General features: G+C 52.4%; 18 protein-coding genes. 17 read left to right on the forward strand and 1 reads right to left on the reverse strand.

All coding sequences use genetic code 11. The annotated features are described in order from the left end of the window. The first annotated feature begins 15 nt into the window (after window positions 1–15). From PMPD1_RS05645 to PMPD1_RS05700, 12 genes are all read left to right on the forward strand, one after another. Window positions 16–783: a DeoR/GlpR family DNA-binding transcription regulator gene (locus PMPD1_RS05645; protein ID WP_173633115.1), complete on the forward strand. Its 768-nt coding sequence runs from the start codon at window positions 16–18 to the stop codon at window positions 781–783. Beyond that, a complete protein-coding gene (locus PMPD1_RS05650) occupies window positions 776–1,849 on the forward strand; it encodes an oxidoreductase (protein WP_173633116.1) in 1,074 nt (357 codons plus the stop codon). Before PMPD1_RS05645 ends, PMPD1_RS05650 begins: the two co-directional genes overlap by 8 nt. A gap of 198 nt (window positions 1,850–2,047) precedes the next feature. Beyond that, window positions 2,048–2,554, forward strand: a complete 507-nt coding sequence (gene msrB / locus PMPD1_RS05655; RefSeq protein ID WP_354292796.1) for a peptide-methionine (R)-S-oxide reductase MsrB — start codon at window positions 2,048–2,050, stop codon at window positions 2,552–2,554. A gap of 41 nt (window positions 2,555–2,595) precedes the next feature. Continuing rightward, window positions 2,596–4,353, forward strand: coding sequence for a cytochrome c biogenesis protein DipZ (locus PMPD1_RS05660; RefSeq protein ID WP_173633117.1), 1,758 nt, complete (start codon window positions 2,596–2,598; stop codon window positions 4,351–4,353). A gap of 16 nt (window positions 4,354–4,369) precedes the next feature. Further along, window positions 4,370–5,095 (forward strand): peptide-methionine (S)-S-oxide reductase MsrA, encoded by a 726-nt coding sequence (msrA, locus tag PMPD1_RS05665; RefSeq protein ID WP_173633118.1) that lies wholly within the window; start codon window positions 4,370–4,372, stop codon window positions 5,093–5,095. 209 nt (window positions 5,096–5,304) lie between these two features. Continuing rightward, on the forward strand, window positions 5,305–6,048 hold the full coding sequence (locus PMPD1_RS05670; RefSeq protein ID WP_173633119.1) for a FadR/GntR family transcriptional regulator: 744 nt from the start codon (window positions 5,305–5,307) through the stop codon (window positions 6,046–6,048). A 24-nt stretch (window positions 6,049–6,072) separates the two neighbouring features. Next, window positions 6,073–6,519, forward strand: coding sequence for a ribose 5-phosphate isomerase B (rpiB, locus tag PMPD1_RS05675; protein WP_173633120.1), 447 nt, complete (start codon window positions 6,073–6,075; stop codon window positions 6,517–6,519). 26 nt (window positions 6,520–6,545) lie between these two features. Next, window positions 6,546–7,460 (forward strand): NAD(P)-dependent oxidoreductase, encoded by a 915-nt coding sequence (locus PMPD1_RS05680; RefSeq protein WP_173633121.1) that lies wholly within the window; start codon window positions 6,546–6,548, stop codon window positions 7,458–7,460. Window positions 7,461–7,466: 6 nt separating this feature from the next. After that, a complete protein-coding gene (locus tag PMPD1_RS05685; RefSeq protein ID WP_173633122.1) occupies window positions 7,467–8,144 on the forward strand; it encodes an amino acid ABC transporter permease in 678 nt (225 codons plus the stop codon). Between the two features lie 10 nt (window positions 8,145–8,154). Beyond that, window positions 8,155–8,841 carry an amino acid ABC transporter permease gene (locus PMPD1_RS05690; RefSeq protein WP_173633123.1) on the forward strand — a complete coding sequence of 229 codons (687 nt, stop codon included), beginning with the start codon at window positions 8,155–8,157 and terminating at the stop codon, window positions 8,839–8,841. A gap of 17 nt (window positions 8,842–8,858) precedes the next feature. Further along, window positions 8,859–9,584: an amino acid ABC transporter ATP-binding protein gene (locus PMPD1_RS05695; RefSeq protein WP_173633124.1), complete on the forward strand. Its 726-nt coding sequence runs from the start codon at window positions 8,859–8,861 to the stop codon at window positions 9,582–9,584. A 43-nt stretch (window positions 9,585–9,627) separates the two neighbouring features. Next, the gene (locus PMPD1_RS05700; RefSeq protein ID WP_173633125.1) at window positions 9,628–10,428 is read left to right on the forward strand and encodes a transporter substrate-binding domain-containing protein; all 801 of its coding nucleotides are present in this window, start codon (window positions 9,628–9,630) and stop codon (window positions 10,426–10,428) included. A gap of 80 nt (window positions 10,429–10,508) precedes the next feature. Here the strand turns inward: PMPD1_RS05700 and PMPD1_RS05705 are convergent, their stop codons facing one another. Beyond that, window positions 10,509–11,279: a DeoR/GlpR family DNA-binding transcription regulator gene (locus PMPD1_RS05705; protein ID WP_173633126.1), complete on the reverse strand. Its 771-nt coding sequence runs from the start codon at window positions 11,277–11,279 to the stop codon at window positions 10,509–10,511. Between the two features lie 297 nt (window positions 11,280–11,576). On the opposite strand from PMPD1_RS05705, the gene PMPD1_RS05710 reads away from it, so the two are divergent. From PMPD1_RS05710 to PMPD1_RS05730, 5 genes are all read left to right on the forward strand, one after another. Next, the gene (locus PMPD1_RS05710; protein WP_173633127.1) at window positions 11,577–12,005 is read left to right on the forward strand and encodes a PTS mannitol transporter subunit IIA; all 429 of its coding nucleotides are present in this window, start codon (window positions 11,577–11,579) and stop codon (window positions 12,003–12,005) included. 83 nt (window positions 12,006–12,088) lie between these two features. Continuing rightward, window positions 12,089–12,784, forward strand: coding sequence for a ribulose-phosphate 3-epimerase (locus PMPD1_RS05715; protein ID WP_173633128.1), 696 nt, complete (start codon window positions 12,089–12,091; stop codon window positions 12,782–12,784). 18 nt (window positions 12,785–12,802) lie between these two features. Further along, window positions 12,803–13,360, forward strand: a complete 558-nt coding sequence (gene hxlB / locus PMPD1_RS05720; RefSeq protein ID WP_173633129.1) for a 6-phospho-3-hexuloisomerase — start codon at window positions 12,803–12,805, stop codon at window positions 13,358–13,360. 9 nt (window positions 13,361–13,369) lie between these two features. Further along, window positions 13,370–14,170 (forward strand): sorbitol-6-phosphate dehydrogenase subunit, encoded by an 801-nt coding sequence (locus PMPD1_RS05725; RefSeq protein WP_173633130.1) that lies wholly within the window; start codon window positions 13,370–13,372, stop codon window positions 14,168–14,170. A 58-nt stretch (window positions 14,171–14,228) separates the two neighbouring features. Beyond that, entirely contained in the window at window positions 14,229–15,653 is a 1,425-nt protein-coding gene (locus PMPD1_RS05730; protein ID WP_173633131.1) for a PTS transporter subunit EIIC, read from the forward strand. Window positions 15,654–15,680: the final 27 nt, after the last annotated feature.

Below are 15,680 nucleotides of genomic sequence, written 5' to 3' on the forward strand. Positions count from 1 at the left end.
TGCGGGAAAAGAAACATGCATAAAGCAGCCAGACAGCGCTATTTGCTTGATTCACTCAGTGAAAAGGGACAAATGAGCGTCGCCGAACTCGCAGCAAAACTGCGGGTTTCTGCCGATACGGTACGACGCGATTTGGTGGAACTGGAACGTCAGGGCCTGGCGCAGAAAAATCATGGCGGCGCGATTGCGCTCGATCTTCCGGCGATGAATCGGCAGGGGCGCAATAGCCTCTTACCGCAGACCAAACGCGGTTTGGGAGAGGCGGTAGCGGCGGAGATCCCTGCCGGTAGCACTTTGATCCTTGATGCCGGCAGCACGGTATTGGCGGTTGCCGCCGCGCTGCGTGGCCCTGCAACAGTAATTACTGCCTCGCTGGATGTGGCGCAGTGCCTGAGCGAACGCTCGGACATTCACCTTATTCTGCTGGGCGGAAGCTGGGATGCGCGTCAACGTCTGTTTGCCGGGAGCGCGACCCTCGCCATGTTGGCTCGCTATCGCGCCGATATTGTGGTGCTTGGCGCTTGCGCGATTCATGCGCAACTCGGTCTTAGCGCCAGCCAGGAAGCCGATGGCGAAGTGAAACGCGCCATGCTGGCTGCCAGCGCGCAACATTGGTTGGTTGCCGACCATCTCAAACTTAATCATTGCGAACCCCATCTGGTGGCGGAGTTATCGGCGATCGATCGCCTATTCATTGACCGTCCGTGGGACGAATTAGGTGAACACAGTACCGTCGATGTTAACGTCACCGCCTTTCCTAACGCAGGAGAAAGATATGACTAATATGCAGGCAAAACCGCTCAATGTGGCGCTGATTGGCTATGGTTTTGTGGGAAAAACGTTCCACGCGCCGTTGATCTGCGCGACACCGGGGCTAAATCTTCTGGTGGTCTCATCACGTGATGCCGATAAAGTCCATGCCGATCTGCCCGAGGCGCAGGTGGTTGCTTCGCCGGAAGAGGCGATTCGTCACCCTGAGGTGGATTTGGTGGTTATTGCTTCACCCAATGCCACGCACGCGCCATTAGCAAAAGTGGCGCTGGAAGCCGGCAAACATGTGGTGGTGGATAAACCTTTTACCCTTGATATGCGTGAAGCGCGTGAACTGATCGCCTTAGCAGAAGAGCAGCAGCGGGTATTGTCGGTATTCCAAAACCGTCGCTGGGACAGCGATTACCTCGGCATTAAGCAGGTTATTGAACAGGGCCATCTCGGTAAAGTAGCCCATTTCGAATCGCATATTGACCGCTTTCGTCCGGAAGTGCGTGTTCGCTGGCGTGAACAAAATGTGCCCGGTAGCGGACTGTGGTTTGATTTAGGCCCGCATCTGATCGATCAGGCGCTACAGTTGTTTGGTCTGCCGCAGAGCGTGCAGGGAAATATCGCGACCTTACGACCCAAAGCCGAAATTAACGATTGGGCGCATGTGGTGCTTAACTACCCGTCACATCGGGTAATTCTGCACTGCAGCATGTTGGTTGCTGGTGGTGTGTCGCGCTTTGTGGTGCATGGAGAGAAGGGCAGCGTGGTAAAAGCGCAGGCCGACCGCCAGGAAAGCCAATTGCTGGCCGGTGTGGTACCGGGTAGCGCGGAGTGGGGTACCGATGAGGATGCGCTGACCCTGTTTGAAGGGACTGAGGCGCCACGTCAGATAGCAACGCCAAATGGCGATCAGCGCCAATACTATATGCAAATCCGCGATGCGTTAAACGGTCACGGGGATAATCCGGTGCTGCCGTTACAGGCATTGGCCGTGATGGCGGTTCTGGAAGCTGCCGTCTCTTCTTCTGAGAGTGGGCAAGCGCAGCCGCTGCCGTTGACCTCCGAAGAGATCGCACACTGGCGTTAATGCCGGGCGGATCGCGGTAAACCCGCTCTCAACTCTTTCTCTGTCGTAAAGCCGCCGCTGGCGGCTTTTTCTGTTTCTCTGCTGCGGTTTTTTGCCATCCGGCTATTTATCACAATTTTGTGAACATTCCGCGAGGATTTAGTAACGCTCTGCTGTGTATCGTGCTGTCATCCCTTTTTATAAGGCACTTCCGAGGTGATGATGATTACCAGACGACGTTTTATTCTTAGCAGTGGCGCGGTTACCGCCGCGGTAGCCGCTGGGGTGTTGCCGGGCATGTTTTCCGCACGTACCGCGGTCGCGGCGGAGCAGTTCGCGGTGCAATATAGTGACGCACAATGGCGAAAAAAACTCACTAGCGCGCAATACCGCATCTTACGTGACGCGGGGACGGAACCGCCCTTTACCAGCCCGCTAAATGACGAGCATCGCAACGGCGTTTTCGCCTGTGCCGGTTGCCAACTCTCCCTGTTCGACTCTCATACTAAATTTGACAGCCATACCGGCTGGCCGAGTTTCTGGCAACCGTTGGAAAACGCGGTTGAAACGCAACGTGATACCTCTTTTGGCATGGTGCGTGACGAAGTTCACTGCCATCGCTGTGGCGGGCATCTTGGCCACGTCTTTAATGATGGCCCCCGTCCAACCGGTTTACGTTATTGTATGAATGGTCTGGCAATGACGTTTATTCCAGGCTCAGCCTAAGCCAGGCACACGATCTCCCTTTCCGGGTAAGAGGTTTTTCCATGCTGGTTCTTATTCTTGCGTATCTCGGCGGTATTTTAACCATTGCCAGCCCGTGTATTTTGCCGGTGCTGCCGTTTGTTTTCGCCCGTTCCGATCAGTCATTTTTGCGTAGCGGCCTACCGCTACTAGCCGGAATGGCGCTCACCTTTACGCTGGTCGCGACATTAGCGGCGGTGGGGGGCGGCTGGGTGGTGGCGGCTAACCAATATGGGCGCTGGTTGGCGCTAGTGTTAATGGCGTTATTTGGTATTACCTTACTGTTCCCGCGCGTGGCTGACCGGGTGATGCATCCGCTGGTTTCCGCCGGTAACCGCTTAACCGAGAAGCTTTCTGGTGGGCAACAGCCGCGCATTGGGAGTTCATTCTTATTAGGAATTGCCACCGGCCTGTTGTGGGCGCCTTGTGCCGGACCAATCCTCGGGCTGGTGCTGACTGGCGCGGCGTTACAGGGCGCCAACGTGGGATCAACGCTATTGCTATTGGCCTATGCGGCCGGTGCGGCAACCTCACTGGCGCTGGCATTGTTGATTGGCGGTAAAGTCTTCAGCGCCATGAAACGTTCGCTCGGCGCCGGGGAGTGGATTCGCCGTGGCTTAGGCGGCGCAATGCTGGTGGGCGTCGTCGCGATTGCGATGGGCCTGGATACTGGTGTACTGGCGCAGTTATCGACGGCCTCGACCGGCGGTTTCGAGCAAAAGCTGGTCGACCATTTCACCGATAAAGGCAATAAGGTGGTGAATGATGTGCCGAATGCGACCAAAGTACAGCAAGCATCGGACACCACGCCACAACTGGAAGACGATGGTCCAATGCCGTCGCTGGATGGCGCGGTACAGTGGTTAAATTCACCGCCGCTAAATGCCGCCGCGCTGCGAGGCAAAGTGGTACTGGTGGATTTCTGGACTTACTCCTGCATCAACTGTCTTCGCGCCTTGCCGTATGTAAAAGCCTGGGCGGATAAATACCGGGACCAGGGTCTGGTGGTGATTGGCGTCCACTCGCCGGAATTTGCCTTTGAGCGCGATATTGGCAACGTGACCCGTGAAGCGAAAAAACTGGGCGTCGATTATCCGATAGCGATTGATAACGATTATCGTATTTGGCGCGCATTTGAAAACCAGTACTGGCCTGCACACTACTTTATTGATGCCAAAGGACATATTCGTTACGAACACTTCGGTGAAGGTGAATATGATCAATCGGAAAAGGTTATCCAGCAATTATTGCGTGAAGCCGGTGCGAAAAACGTCAACACCTCGATCAGTCAGGTACAGGGGCAAGGCGTCGAAGAGGCAGCCAGCGGCCAGGGGGATACTTCGCCTGAAACCTATCTTGGCTATATGCGGGCGGAAAATTTTGCCTCCGGTAATGCCACCGGTGATGCGCCAGCCGATTATCACGTGCCGGCCACGCTTAAGCCAAATGAGTGGGGGCTTGACGGGCGCTGGACCATTGGGCCGGAAAATATCAGCCTGGATAAAGCCGGCGGCCGCATCGTTTACCAATTCCATGCTCGCGATCTGCATTTGGTGTTAGGCCCGGGTAAAGAGGGCAAACCAATACATTTCAAAGTGTTGTTGGATGGCAAAGCGCCGGGTGCAATGCACGGTACTGACGTGGCCGCCGATGGTAGCGGTACGGTGACTGACCAGCGTTTATATCAGCTGATTCGTCAAAGTGATAACGCAGGCAGCCACACCTTCAGCATTGAGTTTTCTGATGCCGGTGTCTCCGCCTATGCCTTTACGTTTGGTTAAGGTGAGGAGTGACTTTATGAAAAGACAACCTACGCATTTTCGTCGAACCCTATGTGCCGTAGCAATTGCCGCTGGCGCATTGATGTGGCAGAACGTTGCCTGGTCATGGGGCGGGGCGGAGCAGGCGGTTACCATTGCGCCGCCAGTACGTGATGAAGCGCCTGCCACCTCGCACAGTGAGACCGCAATATTCGCCGGTGGCTGTTTTTGGGGCGTACAGGGCGTTTTCCAGCATGTCAAAGGAGTGACCAGCGCGGTATCGGGTTATACCGGCGGTTCGGCGCAAACGGCTAATTACGATACGGTCAGCACTGGCAGTACCGGTCATGCGGAGTCGGTCAAGGTGACCTTTGATCCGACGCAGGTTTCCTATGGAACGCTATTGCAGATTTTCTTCTCTGTGGCGCATAACCCTACCGAGCTAAATCGGCAGGGACCGGACAGCGGAACGCAATATCGTTCGGCGATCTTCCCACAGACGCCGGAGCAACAGCAGGTCGCCCAGGCCTATATCAAACAGCTCAACGCCAGTCACGCCTGGCGTGCGCCGCTGGTAACCCGGATAGAAAACAATGCACATTTCTATCCGGCGGAGGGATACCATCAAAATTATCTCACCGAGAACCCGGAGGCACCGTATATCGTGATTAATGATATGCCCAAATTAACGCAGTTAAAGCAATTATTCCCCACGCGCTACAACACGCAGCCAGTGTTGGTTAAAGATACTAAGTCATTGTAATTATTCTCTCATTTAAAGCCGGGGCAGGCCGCTGCTCCGGCTTTTTTTCGTCTATATGCGGCTCCCGCCTCACCGCCCGGCATTTATTCCTCGATCTGTGATGACGCTCTCTTAGCTCAAAAAAACAACTGTGAATAACTTCACATTAATATTTCATTAACATATCTACCATTGGTATTACCACTGGTAGATAACTGGTTGATCACTGAATGACGATAAGACGCGAGAAGCAAGAAACGGGCAATGGCTATGACCGGGTGGTCGGTTTTTTGCGTGAGCAGTTACTTTCCGGCGAACTCAAGGTTGGAGATTGCCTGCTGCCGGAACGTGAGCTCTCGGCGCAGTTGGGCGTGAGCCGCCCGGTGCTGCGTGAGGCACTCCGCGCGCTGGCGATGATCGGCGCGGTTGAAATTAAACATGGGGTTGGAACGGTAGTAAAACGGCCTGGCGTCTCGATGCTCGGCGAGTTTTTTAGCTTCATATTGGCGCATCAATCGGATGTCATTGATGACGTAATGCAGGCGCGTATCGCGATCGAGCGGCAGGCGGTGCGCCTGGCCTGTCGGCGGGCAACGCAAAGCGACTATGACCGCCTGGCCGAGTGTCTGCAGGAGATTATCCGCACCATTCATACGCCAGAAGTGGGCGGCGAGGCGGATTTTCGTTTCCATGAGGCGATCGTGAATGCCTCTGGTTCCGCCACCTTAATCAGTATCTATCAGTCAATTAGCGCACTGATGATGCGCTCACACCTTGATCGCCGCGAACAAATTATTCAAGTCGAAGGCATTGAAGAGTTTTTAATTGACCACCATCGGGCGATATTCGCCGCGATTGTCGAACGCGATGAAGCGCGGGCCGATGAGTTGCTGGGACGCCATTTTGAAATCGGCGCGGATTTTCGTCGTCGGGCCACTATTCGCATGGCGGGCGGGGCGCCGCTGGCGGAATAACCATCATAATCAAAGGAATACCGAATGAATATCGTTATCGGCAGCGACCACGCGGGGTTTCAACTGAAACAGGAATTGGCGAACTGGCTGAGGGAAAAAGGGCATCAGGTTGAGGATGTCGGTAGCCATGATCCTGAGCCGGTGGATTTTCCGGATATTGCCCACGCCGTGTGCAGCAAAGTCCGTGTAGACGCGCAGTGTCGCGGCATTTTGGTTTGCGGCACTGGCGTTGGCGCAGTGATTGCCGCCAATAAAATTAACGGTATTCGCGCGGCGGTTTGCCACGACGTCCATTCAGCGCACCAGGCCGTAGAGCATGATGACGTTAATGTGATGTGTATTGGAGCACAAATTGTCGGGCCGTGGCTGGCGCGTGACTTGATTGAGGCTTTTTTACAGGCGCAATTCGTCGCCGAAGAGGATTTTGTCCGGCGCGTTGAAAAACTGACCCGACTTGAACAGCAAAATTAATCGGTAATTCGGGAGAATTTTATCTAATGAATCATTCCACTAAAGGTTGCGTCGGTTTTTTGGGGTTGGGTGTTATGGGCCGGGAAATGGCGCGTAACCTGGCTCAGGCAGGTTTCTTAGTCCGCGCTTATGACGTGGTCGCGGCGGCAGTAACGCCCTTGACCGCCTTTGGCGTAGAAGTTGCTGCCACCCTTGCTGATGCAACCCGCGATGCCGATATTGTCATTTCTATGTTGCCGGACACGCCGCAAGTTGAAGAGGTGGTTCGCGGCGAAGCGGGATTATTGCAAGCGCCGCCGCGCGGCAAACTGTATGTCGACATGAGCACTATCGCCCCTGAAGCGACACGGAAAATGTGCGCCGATCTGGCGGCAATAGGCGTCACCATGCTGGATGCGCCGGTTTCCGGCGGGCCTGTCGGCGCGAAAAACGCCAGCCTAACCATTATGGTCGGCGGCGAAGCTGAGGGGGTTTCCCGCGCAGAGCCTTATCTGCGTGCCATGGGAACCACGCTCAATCATGTCGGACAATCCGGCGCCGGGCAAACGGTTAAACTCTGCAATCAATTAATTTGCGGCATCAATATCCAGGCCATTTGTGAGGCACTGGCGCTGGCACGCGCTTACGACATCGATCTGTCGCAAATGCGTGAAGTACTACTCGGCGGTTCGGCGGCTTCCTGGATGCTCGACAAATTAGGCACCTCAATGATTGAGGGCGATACCTCGGCTGGTTTTCGTATTGACTTAATGATGAAAGATTTACGGCTGGTGTTAGAAGCAGCGCAGAAGCGACCGGTTCCACTACCGGCAACCGCGCTGGTCGCCAGCCAATATCTGGACGCGCAGGCGCATGGCGAAGGCCGACATGGCAACCAGGCATTGTTCAAAGTCTATGACCGCATGACCGGACGGGATCTAACCGCTAACCAACCAGGGTGACAAGCGATGAAGCTCGATTTCACGGCGATTTTTTTACAATGGCAAATGTTAATGGATGGCGCATTGTTGACCGCGCAGTTAGCGGTAATCGCCACCGTATCTGGTTTTCTGATTGGTACACTGTGCGCCGTGGCCCGACGTTCTCACTTTGCGTGGTGTCGCCGGGCGGCGGCCGTGTATATCGAAGCCATTCGCAACACGCCATTTTTGGTGCAGATTTTCTTGGTTTATTTCGGCCTGTCGAGCCTCGGTTTCTCATTTACCGCTTTCACGGTGTCGGTGATTGCGCTGACGATTAATGTTAGCGCCTATACCGCAGAAATAATGCGTGCCGGGTTCGAATCCGTTCACCAGGGGCAGTGGGAGGCGGCGGAAACGCTGGGACTTTCTCGCTGGCAACAGTACTGGCATGTGGCGTTACGTCCGGCGGCGGAGCGGGTTTATCCCTCGCTGACCAGTCAGTTTATTTTATTGATGTTGGCTTCTTCGGTGACGTCGCAAATTTCGGCAGAAGAACTGACCGCCACCGCGAACTTTATTCAGTCTGAAACCTATCGTCCCTTTGAGACGTTCTTTATTGTCGCCGGGATTTATCTGGCGCTGTCGTTATTGATGCGGCTGGCGTTTTGGTTAATTGGGTTGGCGGTTTTTCCTCGTCGTCGACGTCTTGGCACCCCAGCGTGAGAGGTGACTGATGAATATCTCGCTAAATATGGCGCATATCTGGTTTTTACTGCAGGGCACCTTCTGGACGGCGATTCTTTCACTGATGGCGTTTGGCGGCGGCGGGCTAGTGGGCTTCCTGTTGGCGCTGGGCCGTATTTCTCCGGTGCGCGCGTTACGCTGGTTAGTTAGCGCTTGGGTCCAGTTGGTTCAGGGAACGCCGCTGTTAATCATTATGTTTATGATTTACTTCGGTCTACCGCAGTTGGGGCTTTCCGTTTCTCCGATGATTGCCGCAGGCGTGTCGTTAACCCTCTATTCCAGCGCTTATCTTGGCGAAATCTGGCGTGGTTGTATTCAGTCGGTGCCGCGCGCGCAGTGGGAGGCAGCAGAATGTCTGGCTCTGTCACGTACCCAACGCCTGTTCAAGGTGATCTTGCCGCAGGCGATCAGGTTGGCAACGCCGCCCACCGTTGGGTTCTCGGTGCAGATTATTAAAAATACCTCGCTGGCCTCAGTGGTGGGATTTGTGGAGTTGGCCCGCGCCGGGCAGTTGATTAATAACTCCATTTTTGAGCCCTTTATCATTTACTTGCTGGTGGCTTGCCTCTACTTCTGCCTGTGTTTTCCGGTTTCTATGTGGAGCCGCCGTTTGGAGCGGAGCGCAAGCGAGAGAAAAAATAGACGGCAGCCCGCCGCGATTGCCCGAACGGCCTAAGTATTAAGGAACACAACATGTCGATCATCACGCTAAATAATGTGCAAAAAAGCTTCGGCGAGATCTCGGTGCTGAATGATGTCTCCTTCTCGGTCGATAAGGGGCAAGTAGTGGCGCTGATTGGCGCCAGCGGTTCGGGGAAAAGCACCGCGCTGCGTTGTATCGACCGTCTTGAAGTGATCAACGGCGGGAGTATCGAAGTGTGTGGACATCGGGTTGATGATCCGCATCTAGATCTCCGTCGGCTACGTCAGGATGTCGGGATCGTGTTTCAAAGCTACAACCTGTTTCCGCATCTGACCATTGAACAGAATATTACGCTTGGCCCGCTCTCGGTGAAGAAGCAGCCAAAACAAGATGCGCGGCGGCTGGCGCACTCGGTGTTAGAGCAGGTTGGGCTCGCGGACAAAGCAGAGAGTTACCCTGAACAACTCTCCGGCGGCCAGCAACAGCGGGCGGCGATTGCCCGCTCACTGGCGATGAAACCTAAAGTGATGCTGTTTGACGAAGTGACCTCGGCATTGGATCCGAAACTGACCGGTGAAGTGCTACGGGTGATTGAACGCCTGGCCGGCAGCGGAATGACGATGATTATGGTGACACACGAAATGAATTTTGCCCGGCGAATCGCCGACAAGGTGGTCTTTATGCATCAGGGAAGGGTACATGAAAGTGGCGACGCCTCGATTTTGCAACAGCCAGCCACCTCAGAACTACAAGATTTTATCTCGAACGAGTTGTAAGTCATTTGTGGCGATAGAACCTCAGCCAACCCTGGAGAGAACCATGCAGATAACGAAAAAGATAGCCCTGGCGGGCGCCCTGTTCAGCGTCATGGCGCTGCACTCTGTTTCGGCGGCGTCGAATGCCTGGCAAGAGATTAAAGCCAGAGGAACCTTACGTGTGGCAACTGACATGTCATTGCCGCCCTCCGGTATGTTGGATGCCAAACTGAAACCCATCGGCTCCGATGTTGAAACGGCACAATTGTTGGCGAAAGATTGGGGGCTGAAACTAACGTTTATTGAAACCACCGGGCCGACCCGCATTCCCAATCTACAAACCGGCAAGGCGGATATTGTGATTTCCACGCTTTCGGTTACGCCGCAACGTGCGCAGGTGATTGACTTTTCACGCGCTTATGCGGGCTTGCGCTCGGTGATTGCCGCGCCTGCGGCGGTGAAGATCGCCGGTTGGGATGACTTGAAAGGTAAAGCGATCACTGTGACGCGTGGCACTACGCAGGATACACAACTCACCCAAGAGGCGATGAAGCGCGGTTTCACGGTGCAACGCTACGATGATGATGCCACGTTGGTGACTGCCGCGGTCAGCGGCCAGGCGTTTGCCGTCGCCACCTCGGCGACGCTGGTTAACCAGATCAAAAAGCAGAACCCGAAGTTAGCGTTTGAGCCCAAAATGACGCTGCAGGTTTTTGATCTGGCAATTGGTTTGCCGAAGGACCAGCCAGAACTGAAAGCTAAACTTGATCAATGGATTGAAACCAACCTGAAAAACGGCAAACTCAACGCTATCTACCAGAAATACCACGGTGAGCCGATTCCGCAGGAAATTATTAACCGCTAAGCGGTTTTGTCATTGGCCAGCGCCAGGGAGCCTGGTCGTTATTAACCGACGCCGCCAGCGAGGATGTTGGCGGCGGTTGGTTAGTCAATAATCACCACTTCCGTGCGGTTTTCGAGTTTTTTCAACTCCTCTTCCGGGATCGCTGAGTCAGTAATGAAATAATCAATATCCGACCAGTCGCAGAATTGAAACAGACCTGAGCTACTGAATTTGGTGCTGTCGCTAACCACAACCCGCAAGCGCGCGCTTTTAACCATGGCGGATTTTATTTCTGCTTCTTCATACGAAGCGGTGCAAGGCCCGTTGCGGTGTTTCAACCCGTCAGTACCAAGAAACACAATATCGGCATTCAGCGACTGGAACGCCGTCACACCCCACATGCCCACCATCGCCAGGCTGCTGGAGCGAAATTTACCACCGACCAAAAAGATATCGTTATCGGTGCCGCTCAATGGTTGCACGATATTAATCGCGTTAGAAATAATCGTTAGACGACTTTTAAGAACCAATGCTTTGGCAACACACTGCACGGTACTGCCGGTATCAAGGATGACGACGCCTTTTTCCGGCACCAGTTGCGTGGCGATTTGGGCAATCTTATCTTTAATATCCAAATGTTCGGTATTCTTGCGCGCCAGCGGCTGTTCAATGGCGAGAATGTTGCCTGATGCAATTGCACCGCCGTGACCCTTGGTCGCAATCCCTTTGTTATCTAAATAGATCAGATCCTTGCGAATGGTTTCGGTTGAAACCCCAAACATTTCCGCAATTTTCCCAACCTTAACGCTGCCTTCCGCAATCAGGATTTGGGCTAATTTATTTCGTCGCTCAATAGTGAGAGAACTGGCCATCGTAACTCCCTTTCTAAAAAATCATGGCGTAATTTCTGTATAATCATTTAATTATCAAAAGGTTATTTTTATCCCCTTCCCGGAAAAGCGTCGTTTTTCAACCGTGATCGAAAAAGTTCTGCTGCAGGTTACTGTACCTGAAGGCCGCCTTTGCCATAAGCCTATGCGAAAAAAATTGTGATTTACGTTCAAAATTTACACCAAAAGCGTTGCGAGCTTTGGGTTTTGTGGAAATATTGCGATTGTTGTTGCGATATTTTGGATTTAACTTGCGATTAAATGCGTATGGAGAGAAAAATGAGCGGTATTCTCAATGAAAACGGCATCTTGTTAGGCGCTAGCTTTGCCAATCAGTCTGACGCCATTCGTCAGGCTGGCAACCTATTGGCTTCCGCCGGTTACGTTACCGAGAAGTATGTGGATTACATGCTGGAGCGGGAGCAGGTAACGTCGACCTTTATGGGGAATAACCTGGCGATTCCGCATGGCATTAATGGTTCTGAAGCGGAGATTTTGCGTTCCGGTATTGCGGTGATCCAGGTACCGGAAGGGGTCAGCTTTGGTGAAGATAAAACGGCCTACGTGGTGGTGGGGATTGCCGGAAAAGATGGCGCGCATCTTGATATTTTAACGCAGATTGCCCTTGCCTGTATGGAAGAGGACAACATTCACCGCCTGCGTTATGCAAAACAGAAACACGAAGTTTTATCCGTGCTTGGGTTTTAACTGTTTTGCCGCTGCGCTAATGCGGTAAACGTCTTAACTATTATTCTGGTCGGTAGTGATGCGATCGGATTATCGAGGAAGAAATGGAAAGGAAAATTATTACCTCGCCATCAATTATGTGTGCGGACTTATTAAATCTGGAAAGTTCGGTTAAGGCATTAAACCAGGCCGGTGTTGATGCATTACATATTGACCTGATTGATGGCGCTTTTAGCCCGAGCATGCCATTGGGGATCGATACGGTTAAACGCTTACGTGAAAAAACCGATTTACCGTTCGATGTACATATTATGGCGAACAATAATGAATGGTTTATCCAGCAGGTGTTAGATATTGGCGTACAGCAAATCTCTTTCCATTACGAAACCAGTCTACATGCCGATCGTTTAATTAATCTAATTAAAAAACGGGGCGTAAAAGCCAGTGTTGCATTAAATCCGGCGACGTCGCTTTCTTGCCTGGAGTATTTATTACCGCAGCTTGATAACGTATTGCTGATGTTAATTAACCCAGGTTTTGCCGGTGATAAAAGCGAAAAACAGGTTACCTATTCAGAAGTAAAAATAAAGGATCTTGCTCGCAGGATTCGCGCCACTGAACGGGATATTGGTATTCAGGTTGATGGACGCGTTTCCCTGGAGTCGATTCCTGACTTAATTCGCGCCGGTGCCAGTAACTTGGTGTTAGGAAGCACCAGTTTGTACATCCCTGGACGGACGCTGGAAGAGAACAAACGACAGCTAGATCTGGCGATAGCGCAGGGGCTATCGGTGCATTAATCAATTGAAGAGGCGGTTATGGATTACGTCGGTGCAAAAGAAAAAATTATCCTTGAGCTAAGCCATACGCTTAGCCTGGTATCCAGTGAAAGTGTCAATGAACTGGTGCGCAGTATTGAAAATGCCGACAAAGTCTTTTTTGTTGGCGTCGGGCGCGTGTTGCTGGCGCTAGAAGCGATGGCTAAGCGGCTAGCGCATTTAGGCGTGAAAACCTATGTGGTTGGGCAGATCACCGAGCCGGCGATTACCGAGCGCGATTTGCTGATTGTCGGCTCGGGGAGTGGTGAAAGTATGTTTCCACTCGGGATCGCCAGGAAAGCGAAGGGCTTTAAGGCGAAAGTGGCGCATATTGGTTCAAATCCGGAGAGTTCAATGAAACAGGTCGCCGATCTGTTTGTACGAATTCCGGTGCAAACCAAGTTAAACCTGGCGGGAGAAGTGCCTTCGGTTCAGCCGATGACCAGCCTGTTTGAACAATCTTTATTACTGCTTGGCGACACTATCGCACTGTTAATGGTTGAGGAGAAAGCCATTGATATGCATAGCTTGTGGCAGCTTCATGCAAACCTTGAATAGGAGTAACTAATGAAAAGTGAAGGCTGGCTCAACCTGGAGAGGAAAGTCATTATCGTGACCGGCGGCGCTTCCGGGATCGGCGCTAAAATTTCGCAAAACTTGCATGATAACAACGCCATTGTCGTGATTGGCGATTTGCATGAAAGCGAAGCGTCGGCGGAATACGCCGATCTGTTCATTCCTTGTGACATTACCAATAAAACCAGCGTGGAAAATATGGTGGCGGCAGTGATCGAGCGCTACGGCCATATTGACGGGTTAGTGAATAATGCCGGGGTAAATCGCCCTCGTCTGTTAGTCGACTTTTATAAAAAAAATAACCATTACGAAGCATCAGAAGATGATTTTGATTTTATTGTTCGTGTTAACCAAAAGGGGCCATTTTTATGCACGCAAGCCGTGGTTCGACATATGATTGACCGCAAAAAAGGCACGGTGGTGAATATTTCCTCCGAAGCTGGTACCGAGGGATCGGCCGGGCAAAGTATTTACTCGGCGACTAAAGGCGCGCTGAATAGTTTTACCCGTTCGTGGGCAAAAGAGTTAGGACGCTTTGGCATCCGTTTTGTCGGCGTCGCGCCAGGTATTAATAAAAGAACCAATATGAATAACGATGAAAACTATCAGGCGCTCGCTTATACGCGTGGGCTTGATCCTAATAATATTGATAACGACTATACCGGTTCAATACCGTTGGGTCGTCCGGGTGAACATCATGAAATTGGCGATTTAGTCTCTTATCTTCTCTCCGATCACGCGAGCTATATTAGTGGCACCACCATTAATATTTCCGGCGGAAAGTCGAGATAAGTTTAAAGATTGTTTCGTTTTATCCCCTCTCGTAACCCTACTCACGGGAAATAGTAAGATGACGAACACAACAATTGAAGCGACACATAAAAATAAGAGCACGCTGGTAAAAATACAGCGTTTTGGTAACTTTCTCAGCGGCATGGTGATGCCAAACCTTGGGGTGTTTGTAGCCTGGGGGTTAATCACGGCGCTGTTTATTCCAACCGGTTGGATACCGAATCCGCATCTGGGGGCGTTGGTTAGCCCGATATTGACCTATTTGCTGCCGCTGCTGGTTGGTTTTACCGGCGGTTATATTGTGCATGGACAGCGCGGCGGGGCGATGGGCGCGCTGGCGACGATGGGGTTAATTATCGGTTCAGATATTACCATGCTGAGCGGTGCGATGATTATGGGACCGTTTGCCGCCTGGTTGATGAAAAAGGTCGATCAATTCCTTGACGGTAAGTTCCGCGCTGGTTTTGAAATGCTGATCAGTAACTTCAGTATGGGGATTGTCGGACTGGTGATTACGCTGGCAGGCTATATCATCATTGGCCCAATTATTACCGCGTTAGTTCATCTGTTATCGGCAGGCGTTAACTGGACTATTGCCCATGATCTGTTGCCGCTGATCTCGATCTTTGTCGCGCCCGCGCAGGTGTTATTCCTGAATAACGCCATTAACCACGGCATTATGGCGCCGCTGGGGCTGGAACAGGTCGCGGTATCGGGAAAATCCATTCTCTTCCTGGTAGATGCGAACTGCGGCCCCTCGGTGGGGACGTTGTTGGCTATCTCCTTTTTCGGTAAAGGGATGGCGAAAAAAACCGCGCCGACCGCAGCGTTAATTGCAGGCGTCGGCGGCATTGGCGAAGTCTATTTCCCCTTTGTCTTGATGAAGCCGGTACTGGTGTTTGCCACCATGGGCGGGATTACTACGTCGTTAACGTGTTTCATGCTGCTGGGCGGCGGAACGGTTGCCACACCTTCTCCGGGGAGTTTTTTCGCCATGTTAGTGTTGACGCCGAAAGGCGCGATGCTCGGAAACCTGGTGGGCTTCTTTGCCGGCATGGCGGTTGCGTTTGTGATTGCGACCGTGTTGCTGAAACTGGATAAAAGCCCGGCCGAGGAAGAGGTCGAACTGGAAGTGGCTAACCCATCGGCTGCCGCGACAGGCGTATTGGCGTTGAGTGACAACGCAGGTCGGGTAATTAATAAAATTATTGTGGCCTGTGATGCCGGAATGGGATCGAGCGCGATGGGTGCGTCGGTGCTGAAAAACAAACTACGCAAAGCGATGATCGATGTGCAGGTCGCCAATACCAAAATTGAAGAGATCCCCGGCGACGCGGATTTAGTGATAACGCACGTTCAACTCGTCGATCGGGCGAAGAAGCTTCATTCGGATAAGGACATGATTTTCATGCCGATTACCAACTTTATTGAAGGTAAACAGTATGATGACATCATCAACTTCATTAAGAACGGCAAGACCTAATTCTGCATGTTGATCACTAGAGGCGAT

This window comes from Paramixta manurensis, assembly GCF_013285385.1.
Classification (GTDB): Bacteria; Pseudomonadota; Gammaproteobacteria; order Enterobacterales; family Enterobacteriaceae; genus Paramixta; species Paramixta manurensis.